We start from the raw sequence: 20,513 nt of genomic DNA on the forward strand, positions 1-20,513 counted from the left end.
GAAAAACGGGCGTAGCTGACATCTCAATAAATACCGTCTTCTTCAAGAACAGACTTTGAGATCCGGGGCAATCAATACAATCCCGGAATCGATTGTTGAAGTTGATTGAAACCAAGTTTAGTGATCTCTGTCCCTGCATGCTCTAATTGCACCAGATTTTTCAGTCCTTTGAGGTGTGTCAATCCCTGATTACTGACCCGGGTATTCTGAATTTCGAGCTGTCTGAGTTGTGAAAGTCCCTGCAGATATTTCAGGCCGTCATCAGTAATTTTTGTTTCAGAAAGATTGAGGAATTCCAGTAGTCCAAGATTCTGTAGATCATCCAGACCAGGACCTGTGATCTGCGTCCCTTTTAGGTTAAGCCAGGAAAGCGCTTGCATTCCTTTCAGATGATTCAGGCCGGCACCAGTGATCTGGGTGTCGTCCAGGTAGAGTCTGTTCAAATTCGTTAGTTCTCGCAAATAGAATAAGTCGTCATCAGTCACTTTTGTTCCAGAAAGATTGAGACTTTCCAGACTTGTAAGTTCCCGTAGAAGAACCAGATCAGGACCTGTGACCTCTGTATTCTCCAAATTGAGAGTGCGTAACTCTTTCATTCCCTGCAGATAAACCAGACCGGGGCCAGTAATCTGGTTGTCGGCCAGATTGAGCTGAATCAAGTTTGTTAATCCTTGCAGATGGGTTAAGCCAGCATCTGTAATGTTGGAACTGGAAAGACCAAGGTATTTCAGTTTGCTAAGCCCCTGTAAATGGACCAGACCTTCATCACTAACCTGGGTCTGACCAAGAGCAAGTTCTTCCAGCGAATCAAACGACTTGAGAGCTTCCATTCCCTGATCACTGAAATCCGTCTGGTACAAAGAAAGTTCCCGCAGCCCCTTCAGATTCTGCAGCGAACTCAAACCACGACCGTCAAACCCTGTTCCCGAAAGGACTAGTCCCTCTAGCTGAGTCAGCCCCTGGAGATTTACCATTCCGACATCTGTGACCCTGGTTTTAGCCAGAATGAGCGCTCGCAGGCGGGTAAGTCCTCTCAGCCGGGTTAACCCGGCGTCACTGATCTCTGTATTATGGAGACTGAGAATTTCCAGGTCTTTGAATTCAGATACCAGTTCAAGGTCGTCATCAGTGATTTTAGTATGGCCGGCACTAATTTCTGTCACAACCTCAAACCGACACATGCAGCGATGTCCCAGCACTGCCGACAGAATATTATAGCAGAACTGCGGAAGCACCGAGAACAGCTTGCCCGGACCGGTATTGATTCTGATCGATTCATTAACCGCCCTCAGCTGTTGAATCGCGCGTGCATTTGGTCGATCCGCATCAGGAAGGAAAAAGATCACCATTCCAATGACGATTGGTAGTGCCAACACGCCCCTCAGCGCGATCGAACGCCAGGCACAGCGCAAGCGGCCGGTTGGTTGAAGCGTCGGTTCTGACTGATTCATACGCTCACTCCTGAAATACAACAGTGTGCCTGCCGTAACCTTGAGTTATAATCGGTTCTCTGGACAAATACAAAATTAATCTCAGCACGTACCGCTGCCTGTTCCGAAAGAGACTCTCGAAAGTATTCCTCCCATGAAAAAAACATTGATCCTGCTTCCCGGACTGGGGAGTACCGAAGTAACCTGGCAGCATCAACTGGAACATCTGGGAGATACGCTTGAGGTGCAGTCCATCACCATGGACCAGGCCCAGAATCGCAGTGAGCTGGTCGAGACTTTTCTCAATCAGGCTCCAGACCAGTTTTATCTGGCTGGTCATTCTTTCGGCGGCTGGCTGGCTCAGGCGGTCGCAGCAGCCGCACCGAAGCGGGTACTGAAACTGATGCTGTGCAACACCTTCACGCGGCACAATCCGGATCACATCGGCCTGCTCGCACTGTTTCAGGAAAACATTCAGCGCGGCCTGCTCGACGAATCGCTGGACGCCAACCTGAAAGACATTATTCATCCCGACCGGCTGGAAGACGAACAACTCGTCGTTCCCTTGCAGGCGATGCTCAAAGGGTTCTCCCCCGACGGTTACCAAAATCAGGTGCAGGCTATGATTGATGACTACGCCACCGAACCGCTGCTGCCTGACATCACCTGCCCCACACTGGTCACCGCCGCCCGCCAGGACCTCGTCTTCCCATTACAGGAACTCCAGTACCTCGCCGACCAGCTTACGGACGCCCGATTCACCATCGTCGAAGACTCCGGCCACATGTCCCCCATGGAACGCCCCCAGGCTATCACCGCCCTGATGCGACTCTGGTTTGCTGCCTGAAGGGACGATTCAATCAGAAAGTTCCGGCAATTTCTTACGCAACCGGGCCAGGGCCGTGGGGGTGACTCGAGTGTTCTCCGTATAAAGTGAACTCAGTCTGGTCAGGCCCTCCAGGTGCACCAGACCTGCATCCGTGATCCCGGTCTGATTCAGATTGAGCCGCGTGAGATTCTTGAGAGTCTCTAATTGAACCAGGTCGTCATCAGTCACCGGCGTCTCAGACAATACCAGGATCTGCAACTGAGGAAACTTCGAGATAATTTCTAACCCTACATTCCCGGCCTGTGTTCCCCCCAGGAAAAGAAATTCCAGCTTTGTGAGCGCATCCAGTTCCTGCAGCCCTGCATCACTGATCTGCGTCTGACTAAGATCCAGGATTCGCAGTGCCTTCAGACCGGCCAGATGTCTCAGGCCTGCATCTGTGATTCGGGTCTCGTTCAGGCCAAGCTCAGACAGATTGGTTAACTCTCGCAGATGGGCCAGTCCTGCATCCGTCACTTGAGTGCCCGTCAGATAGAGCCCCGTCAGTTGCTTCAGACCCGCAAGATGGATCAACCCTTGATCGCTGACTTGAGTCCAAAAGAGTGTAATGCGCTGCAGGTTGTCAAGCCGCTTCAGATTAATCAGGCCGGCATCACTGATCGCGGTCTCATGTAAATCCAGAAACTCCAGTCGGCGCAGGTTCTTAATATGCTGCAGACCACGATCACTGATCGCGGTATTCCCCAGCACGAGAGTCTCCAACTCTGCGAACCCTTCGAGATGCAACAGTCCCGCATCATTGATACTCGATCCGTTCAGGACCAGTGCTCTCAGTTTGTGCAGGCCCGCCAGTTGAGAAAAACCCTTCTCAGAGAACGTAGCGTCACTCAAATCGATAAATTTCATATTCGTCAAGCGACCGATGGCAGCCAGGTCGGCGTCGCTGAGTGCCTGTTGACGGCAGTCGATTTCGAAGGGCCGCTGCAATGAATCCCAGACCTCTCGACTCACATGCCCCTGAATCCAGTTCTGCCAGGTAGAAGGCAACTGGCCCAATACCCAGTTCGGCTCCGATTCGATCACAATCTCCGGATTCGATTTCAATTGTTGAATTGCCCGGCTGTGCTGGATTCCAGGCACGACAAACAGCACCAGACCCGCCACAACCACCAGCCCGATCCCCCGCCAGACCCACCGCAGGCGACTCACACGCTTCTGATTGAGTTCGGGTTGGGTCATAGATTACGCTCCAGCGATAGTGTGCTGTAATGAATATCAGTTCCACCAGGTTAATCACTCAAATTCGGCAACGATTTACGGAGACGAGCAATACCTTCTTCCGTGATCTGTGTTCCGTCATATAAGATTTTTGACAGTGTTGTAATCCCTTTCAGGTGGTCCAGTCCGGCATTACTGACCTTTGTATTTTCAATTTCAAGCCACACCAGCTGTTCCAGTCCCTGCAGGTGAACCAGACCTGCGTTGGAGATTCGTGTCTTGTTAAGATAAAGATCGTACATCGCATTAAAGTCCTTTAAATGAACCAGCCCGGCATCACCGACACGAGTCTCACTTAAATTGATCGCGTAAAGTTTTTTCATCCCTCTCAAATTAACCAGACCAGCGTCCGTAATCTGGGTACCCTCCAAATAAATTTCGTACAGGTTAGTTAACGCTCGCAAATGCGCAAGCCCCTCGTCAGTCACTTGAGTCCCTGATAAATCGAGAACTGCCAGTTGATGCAGATTCTGCAGATAAACCAATCCTCGATCACTGACTTGAGTTCCCGCCAGACTGAGATACTTCAAATTCCCAAGTCCTTCCAGATGCTTGAGGCCGGCATCGCTGATTTTTGTTTCTCTCAGTCCGAGTTTTTCAAGCGAAGGAAAACGATTTAACAGCGCAAGCTGTTGGTCAGTGATGGATGAATAAGAACACTCAATCAACTTTATTCGCTGAAAAGGCAGTAGCCTCTCCTCTCCCAGTCTGTCTGTCAGCCAGTCCTGCCAGGACCGGGGTAAGGCACCCAGCAACGCATCCGGCTCAGTAGTCAACTCCACGTTTTGAATAGCTTGCAGTTGACGAATTGCCCCACCGGTCTGTACAGCAGAGACTACGAACCAGACCACCCCCGCCACAACCACCAGCCCGATTCCCCGCCAGACCCACCGCAGGCGGCTCACGCGCTTCGGATCAGGTTCGGTTTGTGTCATCGCACACACTCCCTCAAAACAGCCACTGCTGCCCTTTGCCCGTGGTCGGCGGACGGAATTGCGTAAAGTCCAACGCCGGCAACCGCTCATCCAGACCATGCTTGCGCGCGAAGACCTGAAACAGATTGCCAATCTGCTCGGAGATCTCACCGGTGCCACGAATCCGCGTGCCGAACTCGGCGCTGTTGAGCTTCCCGTCCCGGGTCTGTCGGATCCGGCTGATGACCCGCTCCTTCCGCGTGGGTTGCGTCCGCTCCAGCCATTCCAGGAACACCGGCTCCACCGTCAGTGGCAGGCGGAGCATGATATAACTGGCCGAGCTTGCTCCCGCCCCTTTCGCCGCCTGCAGAATCGCGGGGATTTCATGATCGTTCAAACCCGCAATAATCGGCGAGACCATCACCTTCGTCGGCACTCCCGCCGCCGAGAGCTCGCGAATCGCCCGCAAGCGGGCTGCTGGAATACTGGTACGAGGTTCCATCTCGCGGGCCAACTCCGGGTCGAGCGTCGTGATCGACAGGCTGACATTCACCAGCGACCGCTGCGCCATGGATTGCAGAATATCCAGATCGCGCACCACGAGCGCATTCTTCGTGACAATTCCCACCGGCTGATTCGCTTCCGACGCGACTTCCAGGCATTGTCGCGTCAGCTGGAACTCGCGTTCCGCGGGCTGATAACAGTCCGTGATGCCGGAAAAAGCAATCAGTTCGGGCTGCCACTCACTGCGGCTCAGAAAGTCGCGAAACAGCTTCGGCGCATCCCGCTTGACCATGATCTTCGTTTCAAAGTCCAGCCCTGCGTTGTATCCCAGGTATTCGTGAAAGGGCCGCGCGTAACAGTAACTGCAGCCATGCGCACAGCCCCGATATGGATTGACGCTAAAGCGAAAGTTGAGATCGGGCGAATCGTTCTCGGTTACGATCGATTTCGACTGATCGTCCAGGTATTCAATCCTCCGGGGCCGGGAGAGATATTCGTCATCCCATTCCAGCTGTTCCAGATCCGGTTCGGCGTACTTCGACTCAAACCGGTTGGGGGGATTGATGTGAGAACCGTGCCGCATGACTCGCTCGAATCAACAAAGAAAACAAAACACCTGACACTTTGTTTATAGGCGATTCACAGGTCGTAGGGAAGGATCTTTTTCTCATGATGCAAAATTGACGACGTTTAGCTCCGTAAAGTTACGACTGCTCCCGCTCACTCATCCATCTTACGACAGGGCAAAAACACATCGAACGAGGCACCGCTGTCCGACTTCGAGCTGAAACAGATTTTGCCCCCCGAAGCCTCCACCAGCGAGCGACTGAGCGACAGACCGATTCCCAGCCCCCCCTCTTTAGTGGTCGTAAACGGCGTAAACAGCTGCCCGACGAACTCGTCAGGCACTCCGGGACCGGTATCAGAAACAGTAACCCGCACCATGAATTCGCCAGCCGGCGCAACTTCAATCGTCAACTTGCGTGATACAGGTATCTCGGACATCGCGTCCATCGCATTCAGAAACAGGTTCGAAAGTACCTGCTCAATCTGCACCCGGTCCGCATAAACCACCGACATCCGGGATTCGCTCACCAGTTGCACATCGATCTGTTTCTGACGCAATTCATATTCGATCAACTGCAGCGTACTGCGGATACTGTCCAGAATGTTAAACCGCATCAGTTCCTGCGGCCGCTTTTCGGCCATCGATTTCAACCTGCGGACAATATCCCCTGATCGGTGGGAGAGAGCTTCGATCCGTTGCACCAGATCCGAAACATCCTGCCCCTGCTCAATCCGTGTTTTCATGGCCGAACTGTAATTCGCAATCGCGGTAAGAGGTTGATTCAATTCATGTGAAATGCCTGCTGTCAGTTCTCCCATGACAGCCAATCTCGATGCATGTGCCAGACTATCACGGTATTCTTGTGTTTTATGGGCGGTCTCATAGCGTTCCGTAACGTCTTGCGCACTTCCGTGCATACTTACAACCTCGCCAGCTGCATTCCGTTTCAGAAATCCCCGCTCATGCACATAACGTATAGCACCATCGGGAAGAATGATACGATGTTCGATACTGCAGGGTAAATCGTATTCCAAAGTTTGTGCTACACTGCGGTCTATCAACGCACGATCCTCAGGATGGACGGTTGCCAGAAAGGCTGGATAGGTCAGAGCAAAACTATCCGGGTTCACTCCAAAAATCCTAAAGACCTCGTCCGACCACCATAAAGTATCATCGATCAAATTCCATTCCCAGCTGCCGATGTGCGCCTGGCGTTGCGCCTCAGATAGCTTTTCGTGCGTTCGATTGAGTTCGATTTCTGCAAATTTCTGCTCACTGATATCTTCAACAATGATCAGAATCTCATCCTGCAGATAAGGCTGTACGCGGGCTCGACACCAGCGCTGCTGCCCCTTTATTATCAGCGGATAATCAAACGACTCTCGTCTCCTGTCGATATGCACCCGTTGAATCGCTTCCGTAAACGGCAATCGGATTTCTTCTGGAAGCAAGTCCCAGAGTTTGTTACCTGAGGTGAGATCACCGTCGGATAACACATACTCCGGATGTCTGTTATTGAAGTTAATTATCTCGCCTCGACGATCGACAACCAGCACCAGGTCGGGCAGCCCCTGAAAGAGTGCCTTCAACTGAGCCGTCTTGCGTGCCAGTTCTGCTGTTCGGCGTCGGACACGAGCTTCCAGTTCTTCATTTTCTCTGAGAATCGCATCCTCATCCTGTTTCCGCTGAGTGATATCCTCAATGATCCCGACCATACGGGTCACTTCCTGCTGTTCGTTGTAGACGGGAAACGAACGGGCTTCCAGCCAGCGGAAGCTTCCATCAGGATGCACGACCCGGAACTGGGGAAATTCCGTTTCGGAAAAGTCACCCTGAATTTTTCGGTTCATGCTCTGCAGTAACCGCTCTCGATCATCGGGATGAATCCGTTCCATCCAGAGATGGGGATCGTCGTAGATACTCTGACAGGGCTGTCCCCAGAAATCCTCATATTTCGGGCTGACATAATACACTTTTTGTAAATCAGCAGAGCTCACCCAGAGCAGCTCATTCACATGCTCAGATATCTGCTGAAAGATCTGCCTGCTTTCACGCAGCGCCTGCTGGTCTTCCAGTCGCTCGGTGATGTCGATGCCCACACTAAGCACACCGATTATGTTATCTGTGTCATCCCGCAAAATGGAATTGTGCCAGGCAACACGCTTCACCTTGCCCGTCGCAGTCTGGATGTCATTCTCAAAGAATTCAACAGGCCTGTTTTCCCCATGCATTAACTGGTCGAAGAGGGTTCGTACTTCCTCGCGATTACTGACGGGTAGAAAATGATCGAACCAGTTCATCCCCAGAATCACTGACTCTTCCGCCTCCAGCAATCGACAGCCATGCGGATTGATCAGCGTGATCTTCTGCTCTGCATCGATCACCAGGATCATCTCCCGCACCAGCCGAAAGTACTGTCCGGCCAGATCGATTTCCTGTTCCCCCCCTGTGACAGTCTTGCTGACTTCATTTACAACAGCCAGCAGCCCGGTAACCGCGTCTGAAGCATCCCGCTGGCACTGCCATTTGACCTCTACCGACACCCGTTTGCCGTCCTGTCGGCAGTGAACCAATTCCTGAGTGTGAGACGATATTTTTCCAGCACCCAGTTGCTCCAACGCCGCACGGCAAGCAGCACGATCCCGTTCATCGGCAACAAGGTCAGCATAATACCTGCCTGTGAGTTCGACCTGCGGATACCCATGCAACTCTGCAAAAGTGGTATTCGCAAACAGGATTGTCCCCGAAAGGTCGCATTCACAGACGGCACAAGGCAGCGCGTCGAGCAGCGAATGATCCCGACCTGTCTGATACGAAGTGACCCCCACGGGCCCCTTGGTAACAGGTGTTTCTGCAGCATCAATCCTGCGATGCTTCTGCTCCAGTTCTCCAACACGGCGGCGGAGGCGAGTCACTTCATCCAGAAGTTCCGACGTCTTAGCGTGTGACATGTTTCCCTATCATCCTTTCAGGAAAAGCCGGCTCATAAACGCTTGCGTTTTACCAATCCGTTTTTGAATTATTCCGTTGAACACGCGTGAAAGCGCATACTCAAGCGGACTCTGCTGTATCATCTGTCTCAGGTGGTAACCCGCGGCGCTGGAGCGTCCGTTCCAGCAGCAGGTCATACACAGGACGACTTCCCAGGGACTGCGCAACAATACTGGCCGTCATGCAGGTGACAATCATCGCCGGCAGTAACTGGAAGCTGGCAGTCATTTCGGCAACCAGTACGATTCCCGTCAGCGGTGCCCGTACGGTCGCAGCAAACAAAGCCCCCATCGCAGCGACCGCAAACGCAGCCGCCTGCAATTCGACCTGGGGAATCAGTTGATTCGCCAGTGAGCCGAAACTCGTTCCCAAAAGTGCCCCCAGCGCCAGCATGGGAGCGAAGATCCCCCCGGGTACACCCATGGAATAACTCAGAAAGGTCATTATCGCCCGCACCACCAGCAGTGCCATCAGCACGCCGAGCACAGGCGATTCGACAAAGATCTCTTTCACCAGCGCTTCACCTCCGCCAACATAATCCGGTGCGCTGACCATCAGGGCCCCCACAACCGCACCCACGGAAGCCGCGATCAACAGCATTGTCTTGGCACTCAAACGATCGGCGGTGTGCAGACATTTCAGCAGCACCGTATTGAAGCCCGCTCCCAGCGCACCAATCAGCGCGCCCAGCAACAGGGTCAATACAAAGGTGAGCAGCATATTTTCCGGCGGCACCATTTTAGGCAGCGAAGCCTGCAGCTGCGCCGGTAACTGGGGCAGGGTACCAAACACCTGGTCGTTTATCAGGTTCGCAGTAATACTCGCAATGATCACCGCATGCAGCGCCACGAAGCTGTACTGAAACCGGTGACGCACCTCTTCGATCATAAACAGGATCGCCCCCAGCGGCGCGCTGAAAGCCACGCTTAATCCCGCGGTGGCGCCTGCAGCCAGCAGCGTATTCAAAGTATGATTATCCGAACGCGCCCGCTCTGCCACAATCTGACCGATGCAGCCCCCCAGGTGAATCGTGGGACCTTCCCGTCCCAGGACCAGTCCCGCGCCCATCGAAAGCACGCCGCCGATAAACTTCACCGGCAACACACTCCGCCAGCGGAGCATCATCAGCTCCCCCATCACGCCTTCGATTTCCTGGATACCACTCCCCGCGGTCTCCGGTGCATACTTGCGGACCAGCACTGCCGAAAGGGCGACCATCACGGCCCCCACGACTGCTGCCACAAGCACTGTCAGCAGCGAATATCCGGAGAGAAATTCCACGATTAGTTTATAGACCTGGATGGACTGTTCGACACAATAATGAAAGGCCGCCCCCAGCGTACCGACGCCCAGTCCAATGATCAGCGCCAGCAGATAAATCCACATCGCTTGCTTGAGCTCCAGGTGCCGGCGCAGCCTGGCTTCCACCTTGTTTACATCCATTCCTCAGGCTTTCGTGAAAATCATTTCTCACTAGATACGCAACACGGGTAAGATAGCAGTTTTCGAGGCCCAATGGTACACCAGCCGGCCCTGTTTTAATAGACCCATTCCAGGGGAATCCCCTTCACGAAGACCACGTATCCGATCGTCAGCAGATAACAGACAACGGCCCCCAGACCCAGCCCCCACCAGGGATGCTTCCCCAGTACGCCTCCGGCTGCAATCAACAACCCCAGCAACAGTCCTAAGCACAACGCGGGAAGGATTTCCAGCCGGATTTGCTCGGCCACAAGCACGATATGCCACACCGCAGCCGCCAGCAGTCCCACCGCGAAAATCGTCAGCAGCCTGGAAACAGGCAGCGGGTCCCCGGCCATGGTTTTCATCCGTTCCTGGAGGTGAAGGGCGTCAATGAGCAAGCCAGCGGCAACCGATTTCGATTACCACAACTCACAAGCAGTATAACAGACCACAGCGACCTGAAACCATTTGGGACTCAATCTACCTCCACTTTTTGAGCTGCGCCATCAGTCCCCGCGCGCCAGTTTGAAATCAACATTCGTCTTCCAGAGTGGAAACGTTTCAATTCTTCAAAAATAAACAATTCCCATTGATCAGTTTTCCGTCGGATTTGCGGTTTCAATAATGCCCCAGGATGACGTTGGCACAAATGATGGCACGGAAGTTCAACACGCGAATCGAGCAATTCATCGACTCTGATCTGCCAGGCCAACATAAGGACCCGGCCTGATTCCTTTCTGTATGCGTCAACATCTGCTCTCTGTTGATCACGCTTGAATAGTTAAATTCCGTGTACCAACACGGGCATTTCTCGGCTGTTGCCAAACACATCTTGCAGAGCCACTGTTGAGATGGAAGTTCTCGTTTTTCATGTCTGCTTTTCAGGGGAAACTCAAATGACAGTTCAAAAAAGTATCAAGCTACCAGCTCCCGATCGCAAGAAATTCAAAAAAGGTAGAGAAGCCCTCAGCGTGGAAGGGCTGGAAAAAACCGCCGGACAGTTTGATAACAAAGTGCCCATCGCCTGGTTCCAGCGAGGAACCCAGGTCAGCCGAGCCGTTGCCCGCATCATTACTCCCTCCGGGCTGGGAACCGGCTGGATCATCAATGGCGGTTTTGTGATCACCAACAATCACGTCATCTCCAATGCACACACCGCCGAAGATTCACGGGTGCAATTTCAGTATGAAGATGACATCAATGGAAACCCGCTCGTCCCCCGCGCATTTGACATCGAAGAAATGCTGGTCACCAACGCTGCCCTCGATTATACAATTCTGAAACTGGCTGGAAACGCCGAGCAGGATTATGGCTTTTTCGATATCTCCCAGGCCACACCACCCCAACCGGGTGACATGAACACGCACTTCCCGGTCGTCATCCAGCATCCTGGCGGGCGAAAAAAAGAGTTCAGCGGCTTCGAAAATGAACTTGCCAAACTGAATGAAACTCTGGTCTGGTATACCAGTGATACCGAACCCGGTTCATCCGGTTCTCCGGTTCTGGGAGGAGTCGACTTCAGCCCGTTCGCCCTGCATCACGCAGGTGGCCCCCAGTTTATCAATGGGGAAACAAAGATCCTCAATGAAGGCATTCTGCTCTCTGCGATTGTGCATGACCTCGTCACAAATCATTCCGATGTCGCGGCTGAAATGGGACTGCAGAGCCATGAAGCCTTGCTGGATGACGCAGCCGTACTCTGGCTCAACCGGGGACGCGTCGCCAGTTATGTCAAAGCGGTCCTGGCTGGAGACGAAGAAGTCAGCGAAGTCGAATTGCAACGCATGAATAATGCATTTCAATGTCCAGGGGGCACACCCGGGTTCTATGATGACATCCTGACGCTGCAGAAATCATTCTCGAACCTCAGTGCCACTTGTGACCAGGAAGTCGTACCCGTGCTCGTCGCTGCCGCTGGGGTTGCCGCCGGTGCAGCAGCCGCTCACTGGGGTCACGTGACGAGTAAAGAAAACATGGCCGCCGCCGGCCCGAACGCTCTCACGACAACAGACTTCACACTCAGCATGGAAGGCTTCCGTATCAGCGGAGGAGGCACCGTCTTTACTCCGGTTGGCAGAGGAGATTTCGGCGTCGGACTTTCTGTGGAAGGATTCAGCTTTAATGGTAGCGGAGGCGTCGGTCTCGCCACACCGGTCGGCACTGTTTCGGGTGGCATTAAAGTACACGTTGAGAATGCCAACTGTATCGAATCGTTATATCGAGGCGTGCACGGTCTGTTCGATGTCACTGACCCCGACCAGCAGCGATATTTCACTACCATCCAGCCGGAAACAGAAGCCCTGCCGGTTCTCGCAGGTGTCTTCATCGCCGGTGTCGCCGCAGGTGCCAGCGCCTATAAGGCCGGCAAATAAGCAATGTGTTACCAGAAATGAACTGTCCGGATGCTGGGAGTGAGGTTGCCCGCCAGGTCTCTCAGCATCCGGACCATGTTTACCTGTCGATTCATCCCTGAATCGGCTGTCATCTGCTCACCAGCTGAGGTAATTAGTACTACCTGAGGGAATACGCACATGCCTTACCTCGACGTTCTTCGCAACGATGAAGCACTCGCCCGGGAAACACTGGGCAAACTCCGTACGGGAAGCCTGCCTGTCAGGCCCGACTTACGGTTCTCGCAGGTTTTAACCTTTGACAAAATCAGCGCCGTGATCACAGACAGGCAAGTCGTCGACCTGGGTGTCATCGAGGGTGTAACGGCTCTGCAGGAATTCATTCGCCCCGCGTTGTTTGTGCAGAATGGGAGCTATCAGGTTCCTCTCTCTGAAATCTGGAAGCAGAAGTTGAGCCAGGCGAAAGAGAACCTCGAACGGGCGATTGCCTCTACCGGTAGAATTGAAGTCAAAAATCACGACAGTCTCGCCTGGGTCGGAACCGGCTGGCTGGTCGCACCGGAGATCATGGTCACGAACAGACACGTCGCAATCGAATTCGCCCGGAAGTCAAACACAGGCTTTCGCTTTCGCAAGAACCGACAGTTAAAGCCGATGAGCGCACACGTGGACTTTCGCGAAGAACACCATTCGCCGCTTGAGGAAGAATTCGAACTCGTCGACGTACTCTATATCGAACCGGGAGATGACCCAGACCTGGCATTTTTCCAGGTACAACAGATCAACACCATGGGAGCACACAACCCCGCCACGCCACTCCGGCTGGCGGCTGCCGTCGCTCCAGGTACGGATGTCGCCGCCATCGGCTACCCGCGGGGAACCAGTGGCGAGCAGAACTGGCCGGCGATAACAGAGTTGTTCCAGGGTATCTTTGGCGTCAAACGCATCTCTCCGGGCAAAATAAAAACGGTGGAAGAGTCACAGCTCACACACGACTGTTCCACACTCGAAGGCAGCTCCGGATCGCCCGTCGTCAATTTATCGACCGGGGAAGTCGTCGGCATTCATTTTACCGGAACCTTTTCGGTCGCCAACTACGCCGTCCCCTCCACTCTCATCGCAGACCGGTTGGATCAACTGCTTTGAAAGGTTCCCGCTGGCAGAAAACGAGCACAGCGTCATTTTGAAGTAAGAACGATTCTCAAACGATCCTCAGCGGGTAAGCCCGAATGCAATTCGGGCCGAGCGCAGCGAGCACTCGGGTTAGCGGGTCCGTGCTCTCGGATATAAGCATAGATCGTCCTGATGTCCATTTCGGCCTGACGAGAAATCTCAACCCGGTAACTCATACGCTGTCAAGTACAGCCAGGACATCACGGAAAGGACGGGTACGGCCAGCTTCAATATCAGCCAGGCCTGTCTCTAAGGCCTTTAAAGAAGATTGGAGTTCTGCATCAGTCCCCACTCCCATCAGTTCCCGATGAACTTCCATCGACATCAGAATATACTTTCTTCCATCTTCGTCGATCTGCAGCATTCCATGGTGCTGCTCGAGTGCCTGTCGTTGTGCGTCGGTAAGCTGTGGTTTGATCATGGTCAGATTATAACAGCCCGCTGAAGCATTTGTTACGAACAGAATTGCAAGGAACTACTCCACAAACAGGCATCCTGTCAACAACCACATCAAGAATCGCATGCTGCTCCCCAAAAACAACCAGAAAATAATGCACTTGAATTAAGTCTAGTGGATCTATGAAAATACGTCACGCTGTTTTCTATTCCGTCTTATGTGATTCAGTTTCATTGAGTGCGATCCGTCTTTCTATGCCATTCATAGCGGATTTGTTCTAGCTTTCATTGTCCATGGCCGACCTCAAAAGCCGACAACTGATCTACCTCAAGGGATTCCTGTTCCTGATGATCCTGCTCATCGCCGGGGGACTGATTCTCTTTGAAACCCGTTCCTGGCAGATCGCGATACTGCTCCTGCTTGTCGTCTGGTCTTCCGCCCGCCTGTATTACTTCATGTTCTACGTCATCGAAAAATACGTCGATCCCGAATATAAGTTCGCCGGCATCGGCTCCTTCCTGCAGTACCTGTTTTCTCGTAATAACAAATCGTAAAGATCCGTTTGGGCATCAAGCTTTGAGGATAATCAATAGATATGGGAATCCAACCCAGCATCTACCCCATCCAGCACATCGGCACCGGCCTGCTGGCCGTCATGCCCAAGCCTGCGAGTGGCGAATGGATTGAAGACGAATTCGCCAGCATCGCCCGCTGGGGAATTACGCATATCGTCTCCCTGCTGGAAGAGGCAGAAGCCGCGGACGTCGGCCTTGCACAGGAACGCGAACTGGCCGGAAAAAACGGGATGCAGTTCACCTCGTTTCCGATCCCCGACCGCTGCTTGCCTGCAGACAGCGCTGATTTCGTCCGGCTGACAAAATCACTTTACGCAGGTATTCACTCAGGCAGCCAGACCGTCGTGCATTGTCGAGCAGGCATTGGTCGCGCAGGCATGCTGGCTGCCGGCATTCTGATTCAACATGGTCTCTCCGCAGAACAGGCGTTCGAATTCGTCTCCCAACAACGGCGCGTCCCCGTTCCCGATACTCCAGAACAATTTAACTGGATCTGCCAGTTGCAGACACAGATCAGAGAATAGAGTCACCAATGATGAACCACAATTGGAAAACACTGCTTCTACTCACCTGCCTGTCCGTCGGTTGTGGTGAGAACACCAATACCAAAGTCCCACCGCAAGCGACAGTAGAGCAGGCTCAGCCAGAAAAGCAGGTCGCATCACCACTCAGCCAGGAAGCACAGAATCAAATTGACTGGATGGTCCGTTCCGGCTTTTATGACTATTCCGATCTGTTTCGAACCCTCTGTCTCGAAGTCTTCCCAGATGAAGAGATGGATATCAAGCTGGTAAAGCAGGCTTGCGATCAACGCATCCAATCCTGGCAGAGAGAACAGAAAAACTGGCCCGCAGTGACCGACTGCGACCGTCTCGACAAGGCATTTGAAAAGCTGGAAGAGCAAGGGATCATTTCGATCCAGTTCGCCGGGAATACACAGTCAGACGGTTACGAAATTTTTGAAGACACCCTCCACATACACGATCACCCCGCTTCTGTCATCGGGTACTGTTTCTTTCACAAACAGGATCTGGAACGGGTAATGGACGGCAAAGACCTCATCCTTTCTTTCGGTCCTGTTAACCCCGAGGACGAAAAGTCCAGAGGACCGGAAATCGGAAAAATCATCCAGCAGGAACTGGAGCAGGCTGGTCTGAAGGTCAAATGGGACGGAACTTTCAACGAACGCATCCGCGTCACTGATATGGCATGGCAGAAACGCAACCCTGCTTGCAAACCCATTGATTTTGACATCTGAATCAATTTTGTCAGATTCTGATATTTTCCACGCCCTCTTATCGTATTTTTCGCGTCCCGTTGACTGGAAAAAGCAGCCGAAACTCTATAACATACCTGCTTCCCTGTGAGGCTGAGATTTTCAGCCCCATTTTCCTTGAGATTCCTTCGACATAAGTCGATACAATCACAAGGGATACACCACAGGCCCAAGTGGCGGAACTGGCAGACGCGCTAGATTCAGGTTCTAGTGTCCGTAAAGGACGTGGAGGTTCGAATCCTCTCTTGGGCACCTTAATTTAAAAGGACTTACGACTTTGTCGTGAGTCCTTTTTTCATTTCCCGCCACCCCAATCAGCCACAACAGCACTTCACCCCTGCTGACATACAGTCATCACCAACCCGGGAGCTCTCTGTCTCTGCCTCAAAAAACGGCATTCCCGAGAAAGACATCCTGTTTTTAGAGCGTGCACTGACCAGTGTCGTTTCGACCCGCCCCGAACGAAAAATACCTAAGCTGATTTTGGCATTGATTATAGAGCCACCTGTCTACTTAACTGACAGATCTGGCTTCTGACTCTGGCACACCGATTGCTTCATATATGAAGCATTCTTTTAATTTCGTTTTTTGCTCATCCCTGTTTTGAGGAGATCGCTGTGCCCAACCCGACCTTTCGACGTAAAGGGTTCACCCTGATTGAACTACTGGTGGTGATTGCCATCATCGCCATTCTGATTGCCCTGCTGCTGCCTGCTGTACAACAGGCTCGCGAAGCAGCCCGCCGCAGTTCCTGCAAAAACAATCTGAAACAGATTGGCCTGGCACTGCACAACTACAATGAAACATTCTCGGTATTTCCCTACGCAACCTCCAACCCGGGTCAGTGTGGCTTCAGCAATGTGACCAACCACAAAGGCTGGCTCTACCTGCTGCCTTACCTCGAACAGGCTCCCCTGTATAACCAGTTCAACTTCAGTGCAGCCACCGGCCAAAGAAACACCGGCAGCGGTACCCTGGCAGGTGGCGGCGCCATCGCCAGCGGGAACGCGGCTCTCACTACCACCATCCTGCAACCGCTGCTCTGCCCGTCCGACGACGGCCAGCGTTTCTATGGTGCTGCAGATACGACTTATGGCTCCGGTGTCGCAAATACTGCACGGACCAGCTATGACTTCGTTGTGAACGAAGCAAACTCCTGCCCGACCTGGGTCAGCATTTCGAAAACCACCCGTACCATGTTCGGTACGAACTCGGCCTGCCGGATTCGCGATGTCAAAGACGGCACCAGTAACACCGCAGCCGTCGTGGAAACGACACTGGAAGTGGTTGACGGCGTAACCAACTCCTGGGCCACCGCACAACACGTGGGCCTGGGGATCGATTTCGCCACACCGCCCAACCTCTACATCAACTACTGGAAATGTTGTGGCTGGGACAGTACTCCTTATGCCCGCACTCCCATCTTTGGACGCCTGGGCGAATGGGGTTCGCCCGGTAGTACTCACGTAGGCGGGATGCATATCCTCATGGCCGATGGTGCCGTACGGTTCATCAGCGAAAACCTGGATGCCACCACACGTCAGCGTCTGGCTTACATGTCAGATGGTCAGGTTCTGGGAGAATTTTAATCCCGCACGGATCTCCGTCTGATAGTTGAATCTCTGAAACTCGAACGACTGCAGTGGAATATTACTGTTCCGACTGCAGTCGTTTTTTTCATAGTGTCATCTATCAACAGAAAAACCCCTGACCGGGAAGATCCCGATCAGGGGCGTGCTGGTTTGGTTTACCTTTTCGTACCGTCACTCCGACTTAGCGGTAGTTACGCCAGTCACGATTGCTCTGCCGATGGTGATCGGAATGATCGTGGCTGTTGTCGTAGCGATCACGGTCGTACCGGTTTGAATTGTACGGGTAAGTGTTGTAGTTCGTACGGTTCCGGTAAGAAGTGTAATCCGTGAACAACGGCTTGTTCGACCAAGGATTGCTGTAGAGGCTGTTGAGCCGGTCAGTCAGCGATGAATAGTACGGAGCAGTTGTCCGGTAACGATTCAGGTAGTCGCGGCTGTTGTTATTGTAATTCGAACTGTTGTACTTCCAGTCGTCATACCGGCTGGCAGTGTAATCGTAGCGAGTATTGTTGTTGTACTTCGAGTTGTAATAGCTGCTGGTACCACAGAAAGGTTCTGCAGCAAAAGTGACATTACTTACGAAAGTCAAAGCGGCCAGTGCAGCAAATGCGATTGCGAATTTTTTCATCATTATCTCCTTTAATGTTGGGTTGTTTTAAAAGTGGCTAACTTTTTGTTGATGAAAGAATACTAATGCACTCGCCGTGCCAAACATTCCACGATTATCCTTATGTCATTTATTCATATAGACTTATATTTTTTAGGCACATCATTTCAACAACACCCAGGTGTGTCATATTTGCAATATCTGGGAACATATTACAATCTTTTTGACAACACGTTAATCTGTAATGCTTGTAATATTGATGGCGCTGGCCCGGAGAGAGAAAGATAGCGGGAGTCGGCCTGTAAGCCGGGTTATGTCGTGAGTGGCCATTTATCTGGGACAGCAGTTGCCTGCTGCCTCACGCGACCTACCCGAGAGTCGTACCGGATCGGGCCGATCCAGGTCCCGGCGAACCGGGACTGCTCTCTGCTTGGTCTTGCACCCGGTGGGGTTTACCTAGCCAGACCGGTCACCCGGCCTGCTGGTGCGCTCTTACCGCACCGTTTCACCCTTACCGGACCGGCGAACCGGACCGGCGGTTTGCTTTCTGTTGCACTTTCCCTGCCCTCGCGGACGGTGGGAGTTACCCACCACCGTGCCCTGTGGAGCCCGGACTTTCCTCCCCGAATCCGAAGATTCGCAGCGACCACCTGGCCGGCTCCCGCTATCAAACCGACCAGTATAAAGTAAGTGGAACCCTTGAACTATCCCCAATTTCTGACTTTTCTAAAGAGATTGACTTTATAATGTGTGGCCAGCGGTATAGATTAATATCGAGCGGGCAATACATGAAATTCTGGTAATTAACAGCTAATAGAGGTACCAGGTATACGTTATGTTAGGTGAACTCAACCCCTGTGGAGGGGGCGATCCCATCCCGTTGCTTTCTGAAGTTCTGCTCGTGGGCCGCCGCAGTAAATGCGACATCACGCTGCAGTTCCCCAATGTCTCTTCGCATCATTGCCAGCTCGAATTCATTAACGGCTACTGGCGTATCCGCGATATGAACAGCCGTAACGGCATCAAAGTCAACGGCCAGCGCTGCGACATGAAGTGGCTCCTGCCCGGCGACAAAGTCGCGATCGCCAAGCATGAATACGAAATCAACTACACCCCGCAGTCCGATGAACCGCCGCCGGAAGAAGAGAATCCGTTCGAAATGAGCCTGATGGAAAAAGCAGGGCTGGTCAAACCGGAGCGCCGTCCGGAACGACCCATGGCCCCGCCGGCCCGGGCACCCAAAAAGATCGAACTTCCAGATGACGAGTCTAAAATGACCGACGATGAACTGGGACTCAAATTCCTGACAGACCCGGATGACGATCAGGAAGACGCATCATGAACGTATTTCAGACGGCGCGGGGGCCGAAAACGTAGTGGCGAAGAAAAAAGGCAAAAAGATCCGGGTCGCTTTCAAAAAGAATCGTCAGAAGAAGGTCCGGAAAAACAAACTCTCCAGCCACCAGGTGGATGAACACGTCGACTCGCAGTACATGGATGCCAGCGAGCGTCTCACCGGCAAAGGGGATTTAACCCGCCACCGCACCGTAATGGGAGTCGAACAGGAGACCGAGGACGGCACCGAGATCGTCATCGACATCGATGAGTCCAACTGCCTGCCCGGACGAGTAATTCGCGCCCAGGGTCTCAACTCCGTCGTCCAGACCGCAGACGGCAACCGTTATGAATGCACCGTGCGACGTCTGGTGCGAACCATGTCCCGCGATGACCGCAATGCCGTTGTCGCAGGTGACCATGTTTTGATTCGTCCCGAAGGGGATGAGTACCAGGCGGTCATCGAACGGGTCGAGCCCCGTCGCTCTTACCTCTCGCGGGGCAGTAAACGTCGTGAACACATCCTGGTCAGCAACATCGACCAGGCAGTGATCGTCGTCTCCGCCGATGATCCCCCACTCAAGCCCTCACTCATCGACCGCTTTCTGATCAGCTCGGAAAAAGGCAACATCCACTCCATCATCTGCATCAATAAAATCGACCTGGTCGATCCCATTGAACTGCAGCCCCTGATCGGCGTCTACGCGCAGCTGGGTTATGACATCGTCTTAACCAGTGTGGTCACAGGCACCGGCATTCCGCGACTCCGTTCCCTGCTGAGAGGGAAACAATCCGTCTTCTCCGGGCAGAGTGGGGTCGGCAAGTCTTCGCTGCTCAATCAGATCGACAACCGCCTCTCACTGGAGACCGCCGAGATCAGCCAGGAAAACCGCAAAGGAAAACACACAACGCGCTCTGCAGTCCTCCTGGAAATCGCCACCGGAGGCTGGGTCGTCGACACACCCGGCATTCGTCAGCTCCAGCTCTGGGATGTGAGCCCCGAAGAAGTCGAAGGCTTCTTTCGCGAATTCCACGCGTTCGTGCCCCAGTGCCGCTTTCCCGACTGCTCGCACACCCACGAAGACAACTGCGGCATCAAACGCGCGGTCCACAACGACTTCATCTCCCGCCAACGCTATCAGAGCTATCTGAAAATCATCGCCGGGGACGACCCTCGGCCCGTCTACCACCAGTAGTACTTGACCTCTCCTCAACGGGCCAGGGCACAT

Annotated in this window: 19 protein-coding genes, 1 tRNA gene and 1 other RNA gene; 10 read left to right on the plus strand and 11 right to left on the minus strand. The window is 53.1% G+C overall.

All coding sequences use genetic code 11. The features are described 5' to 3' along the window. Positions 1-71: 71 nt before the first annotated feature. The gene (locus HG66A1_RS32290) at positions 72-860 is read right to left on the minus strand and encodes a leucine-rich repeat domain-containing protein (RefSeq protein WP_197996890.1); all 789 of its coding nucleotides are present in this window, start codon (positions 858-860) and stop codon (positions 72-74) included. Between the two features lie 724 nt (positions 861-1,584). Here HG66A1_RS32290 and HG66A1_RS30600 point away from each other — a divergent pair. Then, positions 1,585-2,277, plus strand: coding sequence for an alpha/beta fold hydrolase (locus HG66A1_RS30600; protein WP_145193186.1), 693 nt, complete (start codon positions 1,585-1,587; stop codon positions 2,275-2,277). A gap of 9 nt (positions 2,278-2,286) precedes the next feature. On the opposite strand, the gene HG66A1_RS30605 is transcribed toward HG66A1_RS30600, so the two are convergent. From HG66A1_RS30605 to HG66A1_RS30635, 7 genes are all read right to left on the minus strand, one after another. Next, positions 2,287-3,498, minus strand: a complete 1,212-nt coding sequence (locus HG66A1_RS30605) for a leucine-rich repeat domain-containing protein (RefSeq protein ID WP_145193188.1) — start codon at positions 3,496-3,498, stop codon at positions 2,287-2,289. Positions 3,499-3,548: 50 nt separating this feature from the next. Then, positions 3,549-4,472 carry a hypothetical protein gene (locus HG66A1_RS30610; RefSeq protein ID WP_197996891.1) on the minus strand — a complete coding sequence of 308 codons (924 nt, stop codon included), beginning with the start codon at positions 4,470-4,472 and terminating at the stop codon, positions 3,549-3,551. Between the two features lie 13 nt (positions 4,473-4,485). Further along, complete coding sequence (locus HG66A1_RS30615) at positions 4,486-5,538, minus strand: PA0069 family radical SAM protein (RefSeq protein WP_145193192.1); 1,053 nt, start codon at positions 5,536-5,538, stop codon at positions 4,486-4,488. A 137-nt stretch (positions 5,539-5,675) separates the two neighbouring features. Next, a complete protein-coding gene (locus HG66A1_RS30620; protein ID WP_145193195.1) occupies positions 5,676-8,474 on the minus strand; it encodes a PAS domain S-box protein in 2,799 nt (932 codons plus the stop codon). A 100-nt stretch (positions 8,475-8,574) separates the two neighbouring features. After that, a complete protein-coding gene (clcA, locus tag HG66A1_RS30625) occupies positions 8,575-9,957 on the minus strand; it encodes a H(+)/Cl(-) exchange transporter ClcA (protein ID WP_145193197.1) in 1,383 nt (460 codons plus the stop codon). 95 nt (positions 9,958-10,052) lie between these two features. Beyond that, positions 10,053-10,343, minus strand: a complete 291-nt coding sequence (locus HG66A1_RS30630; protein ID WP_145193199.1) for a hypothetical protein — start codon at positions 10,341-10,343, stop codon at positions 10,053-10,055. A gap of 110 nt (positions 10,344-10,453) precedes the next feature. Beyond that, entirely contained in the window at positions 10,454-10,693 is a 240-nt protein-coding gene (locus HG66A1_RS30635; protein WP_145193201.1) for a hypothetical protein, read from the minus strand. Between the two features lie 181 nt (positions 10,694-10,874). On the opposite strand from HG66A1_RS30635, the gene HG66A1_RS30640 reads away from it, so the two are divergent. Beyond that, positions 10,875-12,350 (plus strand): trypsin-like serine peptidase, encoded by a 1,476-nt coding sequence (locus tag HG66A1_RS30640; protein ID WP_197996892.1) that lies wholly within the window; start codon positions 10,875-10,877, stop codon positions 12,348-12,350. A 159-nt stretch (positions 12,351-12,509) separates the two neighbouring features. Then, positions 12,510-13,475, plus strand: a complete 966-nt coding sequence (locus HG66A1_RS30645; RefSeq protein ID WP_145193205.1) for a trypsin-like serine peptidase — start codon at positions 12,510-12,512, stop codon at positions 13,473-13,475. Between the two features lie 199 nt (positions 13,476-13,674). Here HG66A1_RS30645 and HG66A1_RS30650 read toward each other — a convergent pair whose 3' ends face one another. Beyond that, complete coding sequence (locus HG66A1_RS30650; RefSeq protein WP_145193207.1) at positions 13,675-13,923, minus strand: hypothetical protein; 249 nt, start codon at positions 13,921-13,923, stop codon at positions 13,675-13,677. Positions 13,924-14,192: 269 nt separating this feature from the next. Here HG66A1_RS30650 and HG66A1_RS30655 point away from each other — a divergent pair, with 269 nt between their 5' ends. The 5 genes from HG66A1_RS30655 to HG66A1_RS30675 all read left to right on the plus strand — a co-directional run bounded on the left by HG66A1_RS30655 (position 14,193) and on the right by HG66A1_RS30675 (position 17,339). Then, entirely contained in the window at positions 14,193-14,453 is a 261-nt protein-coding gene (locus HG66A1_RS30655) for a hypothetical protein (RefSeq protein WP_145193209.1), read from the plus strand. A gap of 41 nt (positions 14,454-14,494) precedes the next feature. Continuing rightward, entirely contained in the window at positions 14,495-14,998 is a 504-nt protein-coding gene (locus tag HG66A1_RS30660) for a dual specificity protein phosphatase family protein (protein ID WP_145193211.1), read from the plus strand. Positions 14,999-15,006: 8 nt separating this feature from the next. Next, positions 15,007-15,732, plus strand: a complete 726-nt coding sequence (locus HG66A1_RS30665; RefSeq protein WP_145193213.1) for a DUF6891 domain-containing protein — start codon at positions 15,007-15,009, stop codon at positions 15,730-15,732. A gap of 185 nt (positions 15,733-15,917) precedes the next feature. Next, positions 15,918-16,002 (plus strand) — tRNA-Leu (locus tag HG66A1_RS30670). Positions 16,003-16,367: 365 nt separating this feature from the next. After that, positions 16,368-17,339 carry a DUF1559 domain-containing protein gene (locus tag HG66A1_RS30675; RefSeq protein WP_145193215.1) on the plus strand — a complete coding sequence of 324 codons (972 nt, stop codon included), beginning with the start codon at positions 16,368-16,370 and terminating at the stop codon, positions 17,337-17,339. Between the two features lie 184 nt (positions 17,340-17,523). On the opposite strand, the gene HG66A1_RS30680 is transcribed toward HG66A1_RS30675, so the two are convergent. Together HG66A1_RS30680 and rnpB are read right to left on the minus strand one after the other, a co-directional pair. Beyond that, positions 17,524-17,973 (minus strand): hypothetical protein, encoded by a 450-nt coding sequence (locus tag HG66A1_RS30680; protein ID WP_145193217.1) that lies wholly within the window; start codon positions 17,971-17,973, stop codon positions 17,524-17,526. A gap of 262 nt (positions 17,974-18,235) precedes the next feature. After that, positions 18,236-18,611: RNase P RNA component class A (gene rnpB, locus HG66A1_RS30685), an RNA gene on the minus strand. Between the two features lie 173 nt (positions 18,612-18,784). Here rnpB and HG66A1_RS30690 point away from each other — a divergent pair. Together HG66A1_RS30690 and rsgA are read left to right on the plus strand one after the other, a co-directional pair. After that, the gene (locus HG66A1_RS30690) at positions 18,785-19,291 is read left to right on the plus strand and encodes an FHA domain-containing protein (RefSeq protein ID WP_145193218.1); all 507 of its coding nucleotides are present in this window, start codon (positions 18,785-18,787) and stop codon (positions 19,289-19,291) included. Continuing rightward, positions 19,266-20,480: a ribosome small subunit-dependent GTPase A gene (rsgA, locus tag HG66A1_RS30695; RefSeq protein WP_232106714.1), complete on the plus strand. Its 1,215-nt coding sequence runs from the start codon at positions 19,266-19,268 to the stop codon at positions 20,478-20,480. The genes HG66A1_RS30690 and rsgA overlap by 26 nt, the downstream gene beginning before the upstream one ends. Positions 20,481-20,513: the final 33 nt, after the last annotated feature.

Origin of the sequence: Gimesia chilikensis (genome assembly GCF_007744075.1) — a bacterium.
Classification (GTDB): Bacteria; Planctomycetota; Planctomycetia; order Planctomycetales; family Planctomycetaceae; genus Gimesia; species Gimesia chilikensis_A.

Bases quoted from the DNA above. Each gene is read 5' to 3' on its own strand.
- HG66A1_RS30600 (WP_145193186.1), top strand. From the start codon at position 1,585: ATGAAAAAAACATTGATCCTGCTTCCCGGACTGGGGAGTACCGAAGTA.
- HG66A1_RS30605 (WP_145193188.1), bottom strand. From the start codon at position 3,498: ATGACCCAACCCGAACTCAATCAGAAGCGTGTGAGTCGCCTGCGGTGG.
- HG66A1_RS30610 (WP_197996891.1), bottom strand. From the start codon at position 4,472: ATGACACAAACCGAACCTGATCCGAAGCGCGTGAGCCGCCTGCGGTGG.
- HG66A1_RS30615 (WP_145193192.1), bottom strand. From the start codon at position 5,538: ATGCGGCACGGTTCTCACATCAATCCCCCCAACCGGTTTGAGTCGAAG.
- HG66A1_RS30620 (WP_145193195.1), bottom strand. From the start codon at position 8,474: ATGTCACACGCTAAGACGTCGGAACTTCTGGATGAAGTGACTCGCCTC.
- clcA (WP_145193197.1), bottom strand. From the start codon at position 9,957: ATGGATGTAAACAAGGTGGAAGCCAGGCTGCGCCGGCACCTGGAGCTC.
- HG66A1_RS30630 (WP_145193199.1), bottom strand. From the start codon at position 10,343: ATGAAAACCATGGCCGGGGACCCGCTGCCTGTTTCCAGGCTGCTGACG.
- HG66A1_RS30635 (WP_145193201.1), bottom strand. From the start codon at position 10,693: ATGTTGGCCTGGCAGATCAGAGTCGATGAATTGCTCGATTCGCGTGTT.
- HG66A1_RS30640 (WP_197996892.1), top strand. From the start codon at position 10,875: ATGACAGTTCAAAAAAGTATCAAGCTACCAGCTCCCGATCGCAAGAAA.
- HG66A1_RS30645 (WP_145193205.1), top strand. From the start codon at position 12,510: ATGCCTTACCTCGACGTTCTTCGCAACGATGAAGCACTCGCCCGGGAA.
- HG66A1_RS30650 (WP_145193207.1), bottom strand. From the start codon at position 13,923: ATGATCAAACCACAGCTTACCGACGCACAACGACAGGCACTCGAGCAG.
- HG66A1_RS30655 (WP_145193209.1), top strand. From the start codon at position 14,193: ATGGCCGACCTCAAAAGCCGACAACTGATCTACCTCAAGGGATTCCTG.
- HG66A1_RS30660 (WP_145193211.1), top strand. From the start codon at position 14,495: ATGGGAATCCAACCCAGCATCTACCCCATCCAGCACATCGGCACCGGC.
- HG66A1_RS30665 (WP_145193213.1), top strand. From the start codon at position 15,007: ATGATGAACCACAATTGGAAAACACTGCTTCTACTCACCTGCCTGTCC.
- HG66A1_RS30680 (WP_145193217.1), bottom strand. From the start codon at position 17,973: ATGATGAAAAAATTCGCAATCGCATTTGCTGCACTGGCCGCTTTGACT.
- HG66A1_RS30690 (WP_145193218.1), top strand. From the start codon at position 18,785: ATGTTAGGTGAACTCAACCCCTGTGGAGGGGGCGATCCCATCCCGTTG.
- rsgA (WP_232106714.1), top strand. From the start codon at position 19,266: ATGACGATCAGGAAGACGCATCATGAACGTATTTCAGACGGCGCGGGG.